Origin of the sequence: Klebsiella michiganensis (assembly GCF_015139575.1) — a bacterium.
Classification (GTDB): domain Bacteria; phylum Pseudomonadota; class Gammaproteobacteria; order Enterobacterales; family Enterobacteriaceae; genus Klebsiella; species Klebsiella michiganensis.
The window spans coordinates 5317833-5331941 of record NZ_AP022547.1 but is presented as its reverse complement, the minus strand read 5'-3'; the positions used below and the strand labels follow the sequence as shown (position 1 = coordinate 5331941).

Here is a 14109-nt window from a genome sequence, read left to right as displayed (position 1 = left end):
GATAAGGCGCTTTGCGCCGCGATCCGGGAACGGCTCGAGTGGCCGGTCGGTCCCCTCTCCCGGCAGGGGAGAGGATTAGGGGAGGGGCTAAACCACCTGGAATTAACCGATCTGCCCGTTGCCCAGGTGCTTAACCCGGCGCTTCACTTCTTCCTGCTTGCCGGCGTTGAACGGACGGGCGTCCGGGCTCCCGAGATAGCCGCATACGCGGCGGGTTACCGACACGCGGGAGGCATCGTGGTTGCCGCATTTCGGGCAGGTGAAGCCTTTGCTGGTGCATTCGAACTCACCGGTAAAGCCGCACTCGTAGCATTCGTCGATCGGCGTATTGGTTCCGTAATAGGGCACGTGCTGATAGCTGTAATCCCACACGTCTTCCAGCGCTCTCAGGTTGTGCTGAATATTCGGGTACTCGCCGTAGCAAATAAAGCCCCCGTTAGCCAGCGGCGGATAAGGCGCTTCAAAATCGATTTTATCGTACGGGTTTACCTTCTTCTCTACGTCAAGGTGGAAGCTGTTGGTGTAATACCCTTTATCGGTTACGCCTTCGATCACGCCGAACTCAGCGGTATCCAGACGGCAGAAGCGGTCGCAGAGGTTTTCGCTCGGCGTGCTGTACAGGCTAAAGCCGTAGCCCGTCTCGTCTTTCCACTGGTCTACCGCTTCGCGCAGGCGCTGAACGATGGCGATGCCTTTCTCACGCAGCGCTTCGCTATCGTACATATGCTTGTTGCCGAACAGCGCGTTGATGGTTTCATGAATGCCGATATAGCCCAGCGAAATCGACGCGCGGCCGTTTTTGAAAATCTCAGAGACGTCGTCGTCCGCTTTCAGACGCACGCCGCAGGCGCCTTCCATATACAGAATCGGCGCCACGCGAGCCTTCACTCCTTCCAGACGAGCGATGCGGGTCATCAGCGCTTTACGCGCCAGCTGCAGGCGTTCGTCGAGAAGTTTCCAGAACTCAGTCTCGTCGCCACGGGCTTCCAGCGCGATGCGCGGCAGGTTGAGGCTGATAACGCCGAGGTTGTTGCGGCCATCGTGCACCTGTTCGCCGTCCTCGTTTTCCCACACGCCGAGGAAGCTGCGGCAGCCCATCGGGGTTTTGAACGAGCCGGTCACCTTCACGACCTGATCGTAGTTGAGGATATCCGGATACATGCGCTTGCTCGCGCACTCCAGCGCCAGCTGCTTAATATCGTAGTTCGCATCGCCAAACTTGTGGTTCAGACCGTCGCGAATGGCGAAGACCAGCTTCGGGAATACCGCCGTTTTACGGTTTTTACCGAGTCCCGCAATGCGGTTGCGCAGAATGGACTGCTGAATCAGACGCGATTCCCAACTGGTGCCGAGGCCGAAACCGAAGGTCACAAACGGCGTTTGACCGTTGGCGGTATGCAGGGTGTTCACTTCATATTCCAGCGACTGGAAGGCGTCGTAGCACTCTTTCTCGGTGCGGGAACGGGCGTAGCCTTCGGCGTCGGGAATGTGCCACTCTTCGGCAATTTTACGGTGCTTATTGAAGCTTTCGGTAACAAACGGCGCCAGTACTTCATCGATGCGGTTGATGGTCGTACCGCCATAAATATGGCTGGCGACCTGAGCGATAATCTGCGCCGTCACCGCGGTAGCGGTAGAGATAGACTTCGGCGGCTCAATCTCGGCGTTGCCCATTTTAAAACCCTGGGTCAGCATGCCTTTAAGATCGATCAGCATACAGTTGAACATCGGGAAGAATGGGGAGTAGTCGAGATCGTGATAGTGGATCACGCCGCGCTCGTGGGCCATGACCACGTCATGCGGCAGCAGGTGCTGGCGCGCGTAGTGCTTGGCGACGATGCCCGCCAGCAGATCGCGCTGGGTAGGGATGACTTTACTGTCTTTGTTGGCGTTCTCGTTGAGTAACGCCGAGTTGGTCTGCTCAACCAGGCCGCGAATTTCCTGGTTCAGACGACCGCGCTTTTCACGTTGGCTATCGCGGTCGTGGCGATATTCAATGTAGGCGCGCGCCAGCTGCTTGTACGGACCGGACATCAGCTGGTTCTCAACGGCGGTCTGGATCTCGCTGATATCCACCTGGGCGCGACCCTGCATTTGCTGGCTAACGACTTCTGCGACGGTGGCGCAATAGTCTGCGTCATCGACTCCCGCTGCTTTAGCTGCACGTAGAATTGCTTCATTAATGCGCTCTGACTTGAACGGCACTTTACAGCCATCGCGTTTCATCACATGCGGTGTCATGATCACTCCATAATTTTTTACAGAACAGGTTATCCACAGAGGCGGAAGGTCAACCGAAGTCCCGGGGCGCTGTAGCTGCCGCCGTTTCCCTCCGATCCCGGCCCTTTTTATCCACATCCCATCACCGCCTGAGTACGATGGGTGTGGTGACATAATAGACTATTAATACAATATGTGGGGCCGGGACGCATTTTAAGTTCTATATGTAGTGCTTTGCATCAAAGATGTTTGCAATTTTATTGATGCAGAACAAAGTAAAAAGAGGAGAGCAGGAATGATGGGCGCTTGCGCTTAATGTAAATTTATCCGCTTATAAAATAAGCAAAAATGGGGCCTGAACGCAGGAAATTCAGGCCCGAAAGGAATAACGTCAGGCGAGCAGCGCGTCGTTAAGCAGGTCAACCAGCAGCAGCAGGGCGTAACGCGCGGCCTGCGCATTCTCAGGCAGGGGCAGCAGCGCGGAGGCCATATTGCTCAACGCGTGGTTGACGGGGGTGAGGGCGAAAATTGTCGCTTCCTGTACCCGGGCCAGCAGGGTCGCGCCCTGCAAAATCGCGTCGGCCTCGCCGGTTGCCAGCACCAGCAGGAGATGATCGTCGCTGAGGGTACTGGCGATCATCCGCATCAGGGCGCTGTCCTGGCAGAGATTCATCACGATCCCGATGGAGAGCAGCTGGTGCTGAAGCAGCGTCGCCAGCGCGATGTCCTGTGCGCCGAGGGCGAAACAGTGTACGGCGCGGGCATTTTGCAGGCGCGTGCGCAGCTTTTGCAGCGTTGATTCGGGCGTGCTCACCAGCTGCTGCTCAAGATGTGTGCTAATCAGGCTTAATTTGTCGCGCCACGCGACGGGCAGCGCGGCGCTCTCCTCGTTAAGCCAGCTGGTACGACGTTCGCAAGCCTGCGCCAGCTGCTTTCGCAAATCACGAATATCCTCGCAGCCGACGGAGCGGGCAAAGCGGGTAATTGTGGCTGCGCTCACGCCAGCGCGCACCGCCAGTTCATCAATCGAAGCGCTGGCGGTAAAACTTAAATTCTGCAGAATAAATGCCGCGACTCTTGATTCCTGAGCGCTAAAGCGAGTCATGCCTTCCTGTAACTGTCCTACGATATCCATGCTTTCAGCCTCTTTCTCCGCCACCGCCTGATTGAAAATATTTTTCAAGTAATGAGGGCTTTTTATACCACGCAATCACGCACAATGCCTGAGATTATTGCCGCTTTCGCTTTTATGCCGGAGTAAAGAGGTGAAAAATAACGCTCCGATCACGTACGTGAAAAAAATTTTCATATAGCCTTCACCCACACCGGTACCTCGTCTTATAGTCGATGGTGTCTGTTTAGCGCTCGCTTACGCCAAATCCATTGGGAGGAATTATGCCACGTATCGTCCTGTGCTGCGCCGCCGGAATGTCCACCAGCATGCTGGTTAACAAAATGAAGGCCGAGGCACAGCAGCGCGCGCTGGGGCTGGAGATTTACGCCGTACCCGTCGCCGAGTTTGAGCGCGAGTTGCCCAATGCCGACGTGATCTTACTGGGGCCTCAGGTGAAGTATGAAGCGGCCCGATTGACGGAGCTTGCTGCACCGCACGGGAAAGCCGTGGCGGTGATCGACATGGCGGATTACGGCATGATGCGCGGGGCCGCCGTCCTCGATAAAGCGCTCGCTCTGCTGAACTCCTAACCTTTACCCATCAACGCGTTCATTTCGCAACGCCGCTGCGGCCTTGCGCGGGGATCTGTACGCCAAAAATGAGGCCACTATGCAAACATTGAAAATTGCCGTCATCGGCGGCGGCAGCAGCTATACGCCGGAACTTATCGAAGGCATTATCCTTCGCCATCAGCAGATTCCGGTCACGGAACTGGCGCTGGTGGATGTCGAAGCCGGGCGCGAGAAAGTGGCGATTATCGCCGCGCTGACCCAGCGTATGCTAAAGCGCCATGGCCTTGAACAGGTGAAGGTCAGCGTGCATTTCGGCCTCGATGAGGCCATTCGCGGCGCTCAATTCGTGCTGACCCAGCTGCGGGTTGGGCAGCTGGCGGCGCGGGCGACGGATGAGCGGTTGGGGCTGAAGTACCATCTGCTGGGTCAGGAAACCACCGGCGTCGGCGGCTTTGCCAAAGCGCTGCGCACGATTCCGGTGATTTTACAGGTTGCCCGCAAGGTGGAAGCGCTGGCGCCCGACGCCTTTATCCTTAATTTTACCAATCCGGCAGGGATCGTGACGGAGGCGGTGAGCCGCTACAGCAGCGCGAAAATCATCGGCCTGTGCAACGTGCCCATCAATATGCAGCACATGATTGCCGGAATGCTGGATGCAAAAGAAGAGGAGGTCCGGCTGAGCTTCGCCGGGCTGAATCATATGGTCTGGGTACACAAGGTGATGCAGGGGCGGGAAGAGGTGACCAGTAAGGTCATCGACATGCTGTGTGACGGTCAATCGCTCTCGATGAACAATATTCAATCGCTGCCGTGGCCGGCGGAGTTTCTGCGGGCCCTGAAGGCCATCCCCTGTCCCTATCATCGCTATTTCTGGCTGACGCCGGCGATGCTGGCGGAAGAGATTGAGGCGGCGAAAACCAAAGGCACCCGCGCGGAACAGGTGATGAAGGTGGAACAGGAGCTGTTTGATATCTATGCCCGGCCCGAGCTGGATGAAAAGCCCGAACAGCTGAGCTTCCGCGGCGGGGCGTACTACTCCGAAGTGGCGGTGGAGCTGATTAACGCCATCTACAACAATCTTGGCAAAGAGATGGTCGTCAACACCCGCAACAACGGCGCGATTCACGGCTTCGATGATGATGCGGTGGTGGAAATTAACAGCATTATTGACGCGCAGGGCGCACGACCGCTGGCCTTTGGCGCGCTGCTGCCGATCATGAACGGTCTGACGCAACAGGTGAAAGCCTTCGAGCGCTTGACGATTGAGGCCGCGGTCCACGGCTGCCGGGATAGCGCGCTGCTGGCGCTGGTGAGTAACCCGCTGGTCGGGAATGTGACCGATGCCCGGGCGCTGCTTGATGAGGTGTTAACCATCAACCGCCCCTGGTTAACGCAGTTTAACTAAACTTTTCCGCCTTCGGGGATACCACTATGTCTCGTACTTCATTTATTGAACGCTATGTCATGCCCGCCGCGCTGAAAATCGGCGGTCAGAAGCATGTCCTGTCGGTACGCGACGGCATTATTCTCAATATGCCGTTTATGCTGATTGGCTCATTTTTCCTGATATTCGCCTACCTGCCGATTCCCGGCTACGGTGAGATGATGACCAGCGTGTTTGGCGATGCCTGGCGCGATAAGATGCTGTACCCGGTCAAAGCGACCTATGACATCATGGCGCTGCTCTCCGCGTTCGGCATTGCCTACCGGCTGGCGGAAAAATATCGCACCCTGGACCCGCTCAGCGCCGGGGCGATGTCGCTGGTGGCGTTTGTGATGACGATCCCCCAGGTGACGCTCTTTACGCCGGCAGACGGTTCGGCGGCGCAGCTTGTCAAAGGCGTGTTGCCGGTGGGGATGATTGGCAGCCAGGGGCTGTTTGTGGCGATTGTGATTTCGCTGCTTTCCACGGAGATCTACCGCCTGGTGGCCAGCCGTAATCTGGTGATCCGCATGCCGGAGGGCGTACCGCCCGCGGTGGCGAAATCTTTTCTCGCCCTGATCCCCGGCTTCTGCGTGCTGGCCGTGGTGCTGGCGCTGCGCCTGATCGTTGAAGCTTCGCCGTTCGGCGATATCAATAGCATGATTACCACCCTTATCGGTATTCCCATGTCGCACGTCGGCGGTTCGCTGCCGGGGATGATTATCTCGGTGATCCTGATTGGTATCCTGTGGACCTTGGGGCTGCACGGCGACACCATTGTGCTGGTGTTTATTCGCCCGGTCTGGCTGTCGAATATGTCGGAAAACCTGGAAGCGTTTCAGAATGGGCTGCCGATCCCGCATATCATCACCCAGCAGTTTTATGACCTGTGGATTGCGCCCGGCGGTACCGGAGCGCTGTTAGGGCTGGTGATTTTTATGCTGCTGCGCAGCCGTAGCCAGCAGATGAAACAGCTGGGGAAAATTGCCGCGCCGGGAGCGCTGTTCAATATCAGCGAGCCGATGGTATTCGGCATTCCGCTGGTGATGAACCCGTACTTCTTCCTGCCGTTTATTTTGACGCCGGTCCTGCTGGTGATTGTCTCGTATACCGCGATGGCCACCGGGCTGGTGATGAAGCCGGCGGGGATTGCGCTGCCGTTTACCACGCCTATTTTTATGAGCGGCTATCTGGCGACCGGAGGGCATATTTCCGGCGCGGTGCTGCAGGTGGTGAACCTGGCGATCTCGCTGGTGATCTACTATCCGTTCTTCCGGGCATGGGATCGCCTGAAGGCGAAAGAAGAGCAGGCGTCCGCGCAGCCGGAAGCCAGCGCGACGCTGTCTGCGGCCGATCGTATTTAAAGCATATTCCCGGAGGCGGCGCTTGACGCGCCTGTCCGGGCTACCGGCTCGCAGAAGAGGGTGAACCTGTAGCCCGGGTAAGCGCAGCGCGACCCGGGACTCTCAGCGCAAGTCGGGTAGGGGTTACTCCTGCAGCCACCATACCGCTTCAAACGGACGCAGGGTCATATCGGCAGGGCGGTTCGCCGCCTCCGCGTAGTTGCTCATCAGCATCCGCCAGTCGCCGCTCATCGCTTCCGGCTGCCAGCGCTGGAACTCGCGGCTCAGGTTCGCCACGACCACCAGGGTTTGCCCCTGCCACTGACGGCGATAGCACCACAGCGACGGATGTTCCGGCAGCAGATCCTGATAGTCGCCCCAGGTCAGCACCGGCGTGCTCTTGCGCAGCGTAATCAGCTGCTGATAGGCATAAAACACCGACTCCGGGTCCGCCAGCGCCGCCTCGGCGTTAATGTCGCGATAGTTATCGCACAGCGCAATCCACGGCTCGCCGGCGGTGAATCCGCCGCCCTCACCGCTGTTCCACTGCATGGGCGTGCGGCTGTTATCGCGCGATTTGCTGGCCAGAATCGCCAACAGTTCATCCGCATCCCGGCCCTGCGCCGCGCGTTCGATAAACATGTTGTGGCTCTCAACGTCGCGATAATCGGTGATGCGCGTAAAGTGCGGGTTGGTCATGCCAATCTCTTCGCCCTGATAGATATAGGGCGTGCCCTGCATGCCGTGCAGCACCATCGCCAGCATTTTCGCCGCCGGGACGCGGTACTCCCCCTCGTCGCCGAAGCGGGAGACGATGCGCGGCTGGTCGTGATTACACCAGAACAGCGCGTTCCACGCGCGATTGTGCATCCCCTGCTGCCAGTGCCTGAACAGCGATTTCAAGGCCACAAAATCCGGGCGCGCCAGCGTCCACTTCTCGCCGCCGGGATAGTCCACCTTCAGATGGTGGAAGTTGAAGGTCATCGATAGCTCGCTGCCGTCGAGCGCCGCGTACTTCTGGCAATGCTCAAGCGTGGTGGAGGACATTTCGCCCACCGTCATCAGGTTGCGCGGGGTAAAGACATCGCGGCTCATCTCCTGCAAAAATTCGTGCGCTCGCGGACCATCGGTATAGAAGCGCCGGCCGTCGCCCGCGGTATCGGACGGGAAGGTCTGGTCTTTGGAGATAACATTGATCACGTCGAGGCGCAGGCCGTCGACGCCGCGATCGGCCCAGAATTCGCAGACTTTTTTCAGCTCCGCGCGCACCGCCGGATTTTCCCAGTTCAGATCCGCCTGCTCGACGGCGTACAGATGCAGATAGTACTGCTCGCTTTCGGCGTGCCACTGCCAGGCGTTGCCGCCAAACTTAGATTGCCAGTTGTTCGGCGGCGTGGTCGGTTCGCCGTCGCGCCAGATATAGAACTGACGATACGGGCTCTCTTTGTTGAGCGCTTCGCGGAACCAGGCGTGCTCGGTCGACGTGTGGTTCAGCACCATATCCAGCACGATACGAATTCCTCGCGCCTTCGCCTGGGCCACCAGCTCGTCGAAATCGTCGAGCGTGCCGTAGGCGGGATCGATAGCGGTATAGTTGGCCACATCGTAGCCGTTATCCACCTGCGGCGAGACGTAGAACGGCGTCAGCCAGATAGCGTCAACGCCGAGCTTTTGCAGATAGTCGAGGCGGGAGGTCACGCCGCGCAAATCGCCGGTGCCGGTCCCGGTGGTGTCCTGGAAACTCTTCGGATAGATTTGATAAATAACGCCGTTTTGCCACCAGAGGGGAAGGGTATTCATACTTGCGTTCCTGCTACAAAAAAGGGGGCGACAGCGCGCCCCGAAAATAAGACGTCAGACAATCTGTAAGGTGCCCTGGCGGAATTTGCGCTGGTAAACAACCGTTGTCAGGACAATCGGCACGACCACGGCGATAGCCATCGCCAGCGCGTAAACCTGCCAGTAGGTTGGCTGAATGGAGAGGATACCCGGCAGGCCGCCGACGCCGATGCCGTTGGCCATCACGCCGTTCAGTCCGCACAGCAGCCCGGCAAGACCGGAGCCGACCATCGCGCAGAGCATCGGGAAGCGGTATTTCAGGTTGATGCCGTACATGGCCGGTTCCGTCACGCCGAGGTAGGCGGAAATGGCCGCCGGAACGGAGATTTCGCGTTCGTTCTGCTTGCGGCTGGCGATGATGATTCCCACCACCGCCGATGCCTGGGCGATGTTGGACAGCGCGATCAGCGGCCAGACCGGCGTACCGCCCATGCTTTGAATCATCTGCATATCGATGGCGAGCGTGGTCTGATGGACCCCGGTAATCACCAGCGGCGCGTACAGGAAGCCGAACAGCGCGGCACCAATCGGCGCGAAGCTGCCGGTTAACAGATGACGCACGGCCCAGGCCACGCCGTCGCCAATCATGCGGCCAACCGGGCCGATAAAAGCGTGGGCGAGAAAGACCGCCAGGATCAGCGAACAGACCGGCACGATCACCAGATAGAGGTAGTCAGGCACGATGCGTTTCAGCCGCGTTTCGATAAAGCCGAGCGCCAGCCCCGCCATCAAGGCCGGGATCACCTGCGCCTGGTAGCCGACTTTCTCAATGGTGAACAGGCCGAAGTTCCATACTTCCGGCACCTGCTGGCCCAGCAGGTAGGCATTCATCAGCTGCGGAGAAACTAACGTAACGCCCAGCACGATGCCGAGGATTGGCGTGCCGCCCATTTTCTTTACCGCGGACCAGCAGATACCCACCGGCAGGTAGAAGAAGATCGCCTCGCCAATCAGCCACAGGAAGTCATAAAGGGTTTTCAGCGACGGGTGCATCTGCGCCAGCGTCTGGCCGTTGCTCAGCGGCAGATCGCCGATCACGTTGCGGAAGCCTAAGATCAGACCGCCGCTGATCAGCGCAGGCAGCAGCGGGAAGAAGATCTCCGCGAAGTGTGAAATGAGCTGTTCATGCCACTTCATATTCTGCCGCGCGGCTTTCTTGGCTTGTTCTTTATCGGCGCTGGCCTGGCCGGTGGTCGCCAGCAGCGCTTTATAGTAGTCACCAACCTCGGTACCGATCACCACCTGGAACTGACCGGCGTTGGTAAAGCAGCCCTTCACCATGCGGAGCTGTTCAATTTCTTTCGGTTTGGCAATGGCTGGATTATTCAGCACAAAGCGCAGACGGGTAATACAGTGGCTGACGGTGGCGATATTGTCGCGCCCGCCCACCAGTTCGATAAGTTTATCGATGTCCTGCTGATTCACTTTACTCATGATGAGGCCTCATGACCGAGGGGAGAGGTTGCATTTAACTTGCATTGGATCCTACTCGCTCCGTTTGAATTGCAAAATGGGAACGTTCCCGAAACCCAGCGAAGATCACATAAATCGTTAAGACAGGCTTAATTCAGTACGGCGGGAATCACGATTTGACGGGGTTCACGGTTTCCGGCGATCTGCTCGATCAGCTGCTGCGCCGCCTGGCGTCCGGACTCGGCGTAGCCGGGATCGACCGTCAGGATCTCCGGGTGGAGAAACTTCATCAGCGGCGTGCTGCCGACGCTGGCGAGCTGGAGACGATCGATTCCCTGCTGCTGGAGATATTTGCTGGCTCCCAGCGCGAGGGTATCGGTGGCGCAGACCAGCGCGCTGGTTTCAGCCGACAGCACGCCGGCGACGTTTTCGTAGCCCTGCTTCATGCCCAGGCCCGGCAGCGCGGCGAGGGGCGTGAGGTGTTTTTTCTGGCAGAAATCGAGGTAGGCCTGGTGGCGGCGTTGCCCGGTGGTGATGTCGCTGTGCGGCACGCCGAGGAAACTGATGTGGCGATGCCCGCGATCGTACAGGCGCTGCATCAGCATCCTGATCGATCCTTCATCGTCATAGCAGACGGAGGCGATGCCCGGCGCGTCGCGGGCCAGCAGCACCAGCGTCTCTCGCCACGGGGTGAGCATCTCTTCATGGATGCCGGTGAAACCAAACAGCACCACGCCGTCGATATTGCGCCGGGCGAGCATGCCGAGATGCTCCTCGACCAGCGCCGGGGAGAACTGGCTCTCCATCATAATCGGATCGTAGCCCTGAGCGTAAAAGGCGGGAAGCATGGTCTGTACGGCGAGGTTTTCCGACAGCGAATCCAGACGGGTGACGATGATCGCCACCACTTTATCGCTCTGGCCGCGCATCGCCCTGGCGGAACGTGAGGGCGAAAACCCGTGCTGCTGCATCACCGCTTCAACGCGCTCACGCGTGCGTTCGCTGACGCCGCTTTCGTTGTTAAGCACGCGCGATACCGTCGATTTCCCGACGCCGCTTAAGCGTGCGATATCTTTGATGGTCAGCCGGTTTTGCATGCAGGGTTCTCGTTGTGGTCCGCTTAAAGTGAGCCTAATGCTACTCAACGAAACCACAATGAGCAAAGTCTGGTTTACGTCTGGTTTAGTTGCCCGGGGGTATTATCGCCATAATAGCCACAAATAGATTATCGGCGACGGTATAATTCGCGCCGTTTGTATTCATTTACCGGAGATTTTATGGACCCCGATCCCACTCCTCATCCTCGATGGAGCCCCCTTTTTTTCCGGTAAATCTGCGTAGCGCTGCTTTACCGGAAGCGTAAAGCAGCGATGTCTTTGACGTCCCTGCCATAAAAATAACATGCCTGACAGGTAAGGTTGACTCGCGCCTGTCGGTAGCCTGCGTTCGCTCGCGCGAGCGCGGAGGGACTGTTTATGTTTAAAAATTTTACCCGCCAGCTGTTTGCCCAGCTTGGTCGTCATTTACCGCGTCGTTTAGTACAACGCGATCCGCTACCCGATGCCCGCAATCTGGCGAGCGCGCCGATCCCGGACTCCCTCGGCAAGCAGTGCCTGGACGTGGCGGCAATGGATGGGAATGAAATCTGGCGCGCCTTCGCCAGCCATCCGGAAGGGCTAAATGCAGGCGAAGTGGCGCAGAAAATCGCGCAGTATGGCGAAAATCAGATCCCGGCGCAGAAGCCGTCGCCGTGGTGGGTGCATCTTTGGAGCTGCTACCGCAACCCCTTCAACCTGCTGCTGACCGTTCTGGGTATCGTCTCCTACTCAACGGAAGATCTGTTTGCCGCCGCGGTTATCGCCCTGATGGTGGGGATCTCCACGCTGCTGAACTTTATTCAGGAAGCCCGTTCAACTAAAGCGGCGGACGCCCTGAAGGCGATGGTCAGCAACACCGCGACGGTCCTGCGGGTGGTGAACGAACAGGGCGAGAGCCGCTGGTGCGAGCTGCCCATCGACCAACTGGTGCCGGGGGATATCGTCAAGCTATCGGCGGGAGACATGATCCCGGCAGACCTGCGCGTCATTCAGGCGCGCGACCTGTTTGTCGCTCAGGCCTCGCTGACCGGTGAATCGCTGCCGGTCGAAAAAGTGGCCCGCACCCGCGACCCGCTGCAGGCAAACCCGCTGGAGTGCGACACCCTGTGCTTTATGGGCACCAACGTGGTCAGCGGTTCGGCGCAGGCGATTGTTTTCGCCACCGGCGGCGGCACCTGGTTTGGCCAGCTGGCTGGCCGCGTCAGCGAGCAGGAAAGCGAGCCGAACGCCTTTCAGAAAGGCATCAGCCGGGTCAGCATGCTGCTGATCCGCTTTATGCTGGTGATGACCCCGATCGTGCTGCTGATTAACGGCTACACCAAAGGCGACTGGTGGGAGGCGGCGCTGTTCGCGCTCTCCGTCGCGGTGGGCCTGACCCCGGAAATGCTGCCGATGATCGTCACCTCGACCCTGGCGCGCGGGGCGGTGAAGCTGTCGAAACAGAAAGTGATCGTCAAGCACCTCGACGCGATACAGAACTTTGGCGCGATGGACATCCTGTGCACCGATAAAACCGGCACCCTGACGCAGGATAAAATCGTGCTGGAGAACCACACCGATGTCTCCGGCAAGGTGAGCGAACGCGTGCTGCATACGGCCTGGCTGAACAGCCACTATCAGACCGGGCTAAAGAATCTGCTCGATACCGCGGTGCTGGAGGGCGTCGAGCTGGAGTCAGCGCGCGGGCTGGCGGAACGCTGGCAGAAAGTCGATGAGATCCCGTTCGATTTCGAGCGTCGCCGTATGTCGGTGGTGGTGCAGGAGCAGGACAATGTTCACCAGCTGATCTGCAAAGGCGCTTTGCAGGAGATCCTCAACGTCTCGACCCAAGTGCGCTATAACGGCGACATCGTACCGCTGGACGACACCATGCTGCGGCGCATCCGTCGCGTAACCGACACCCTCAACCGTCAGGGACTGCGCGTGGTGGCGGTGGCGACGAAGTACCTGCCCGCCCGCGAAGGCGACTACCAGCGCGCGGATGAGTCAGACCTGATCCTCGAAGGCTATATCGCCTTCCTCGATCCGCCGAAAGAGACCACCGCCCCGGCGCTGAAGGCGCTGAAGGCCAGCGGTATTACGGTCAAAATCCTGACCGGCGACAGCGAGCTGGTGGCGGCGAAAGTCTGCCATGAAGTGGGGCTGGACGCGGGTGACGTGGTTATCGGCAGCCAGGTTGAAGCGCTGAATGATGATGAGCTGGCCGAGCTGGCAAAACGTACCACCCTGTTTGCTCGCCTGGCGCCGCTGCACAAAGAGCGTATCGTGACCCTGCTGAAACGCGAAGGACACGTGGTGGGTTTTATGGGCGACGGCATTAACGACGCTCCGGCGCTGCGCGCGGCGGATATCGGTATTTCCGTCGACGGCGCGGTGGATATCGCCCGCGAGGCGGCGGATATCATCCTGCTGGAGAAGAGCCTGATGGTGCTGGAAGAGGGGGTTATTGAAGGCCGCCGGACCTTCGCCAATATGCTCAAGTACATCAAAATGACCGCCAGCTCCAACTTCGGTAACGTCTTCAGCGTGCTGGTCGCCAGCGCCTTCCTGCCGTTCCTGCCGATGCTGCCGCTGCATCTGCTGATCCAGAACCTGCTGTACGATGTCTCCCAGGTCGCCATTCCGTTTGATAACGTGGACGATGAGCAGATCCGTAAACCGCAGCGCTGGAACCCGGCGGATCTCGGCCGCTTTATGGTCTTCTTTGGGCCAATTAGTTCCATATTCGATATTCTGACGTTCTGCCTGATGTGGTGGGTGTTCCACGCCAACACGCCGGAACATCAGACCCTGTTCCAGTCCGGCTGGTTCGTGGTTGGCCTGCTGTCGCAGACGCTGATTGTGCATATGATCCGTACGCGGCGGATCCCGTTTATCCAGAGCCGCGCGGCCTGGCCGCTGATCGTGATGACGCTGCTGGTGATGGTGGTGGGGATTGCGCTGCCGTTCTCGCCGCTGGCGGGCTACCTGCAGCTTCAGGCGCTGCCGCTCAGCTATTTCCCATGGCTGATTGCGATCCTTGCGGGCTATATGACGCTAACCCAGATGGTCAAAGGCTTCTACAGCCGCCGCTACGGCTGGCAGTGAG

The 14109-nt window shown here is 58.8% G+C and carries 10 protein-coding genes; 5 read left to right on the top strand and 5 right to left on the bottom strand.

The window, feature by feature from the left end:
• Positions 1–102: 102 nt before the first annotated feature.
• Both nrdD and JLG71_RS24905 read right to left on the bottom strand, forming a co-directional pair.
• Entirely contained in the window at positions 103–2241 is a 2139-nt protein-coding gene (gene nrdD, locus JLG71_RS24910) for an anaerobic ribonucleoside-triphosphate reductase (RefSeq protein WP_025107452.1), read from the bottom strand.
• A gap of 370 nt (positions 2242–2611) precedes the next feature.
• Entirely contained in the window at positions 2612–3355 is a 744-nt protein-coding gene (locus tag JLG71_RS24905) for a MurR/RpiR family transcriptional regulator (protein ID WP_025107453.1), read from the bottom strand.
• A 260-nt stretch (positions 3356–3615) separates the two neighbouring features.
• On the opposite strand from JLG71_RS24905, the gene JLG71_RS24900 reads away from it, so the two are divergent.
• The 3 genes from JLG71_RS24900 (at position 3616) to celB (ending at position 6693) form a co-directional block, all read left to right on the top strand.
• The gene (locus JLG71_RS24900; RefSeq protein ID WP_014227662.1) at positions 3616–3924 is read left to right on the top strand and encodes a PTS sugar transporter subunit IIB; all 309 of its coding nucleotides are present in this window, start codon (positions 3616–3618) and stop codon (positions 3922–3924) included.
• 79 nt (positions 3925–4003) lie between these two features.
• A complete protein-coding gene (locus JLG71_RS24895) occupies positions 4004–5311 on the top strand; it encodes a 6-phospho-beta-glucosidase (RefSeq protein WP_116279976.1) in 1308 nt (435 codons plus the stop codon).
• 26 nt (positions 5312–5337) lie between these two features.
• Positions 5338–6693 (top strand): PTS cellobiose transporter subunit IIC, encoded by a 1356-nt coding sequence (celB, locus tag JLG71_RS24890; protein ID WP_014227664.1) that lies wholly within the window; start codon positions 5338–5340, stop codon positions 6691–6693.
• Positions 6694–6816: 123 nt separating this feature from the next.
• On the opposite strand, the gene treC is transcribed toward celB, so the two are convergent.
• The 3 genes from treC to treR all read right to left on the bottom strand — a co-directional run bounded on the left by treC (position 6817) and on the right by treR (position 11021).
• Positions 6817–8472, bottom strand: a complete 1656-nt coding sequence (gene treC / locus JLG71_RS24885; protein ID WP_116279974.1) for an alpha,alpha-phosphotrehalase — start codon at positions 8470–8472, stop codon at positions 6817–6819.
• 54 nt (positions 8473–8526) lie between these two features.
• A complete protein-coding gene (treB, locus tag JLG71_RS24880; protein WP_200913881.1) occupies positions 8527–9945 on the bottom strand; it encodes a PTS trehalose transporter subunit IIBC in 1419 nt (472 codons plus the stop codon).
• Between the two features lie 128 nt (positions 9946–10073).
• A complete protein-coding gene (gene treR, locus JLG71_RS24875) occupies positions 10074–11021 on the bottom strand; it encodes a trehalose operon repressor TreR (RefSeq protein WP_014227667.1) in 948 nt (315 codons plus the stop codon).
• 180 nt (positions 11022–11201) lie between these two features.
• Between treR and mgtL the strand changes: the two genes are divergently transcribed.
• Both mgtL and mgtA read left to right on the top strand, forming a co-directional pair.
• A complete protein-coding gene (gene mgtL, locus JLG71_RS28660; protein ID WP_219539102.1) occupies positions 11202–11255 on the top strand; it encodes a mgtA regulatory leader peptide MgtL in 54 nt (17 codons plus the stop codon).
• 144 nt (positions 11256–11399) lie between these two features.
• Positions 11400–14108, top strand: a complete 2709-nt coding sequence (gene mgtA, locus JLG71_RS24870; RefSeq protein ID WP_049079511.1) for a magnesium-translocating P-type ATPase — start codon at positions 11400–11402, stop codon at positions 14106–14108.
• Position 14109 lies beyond the last annotated feature (1 nt).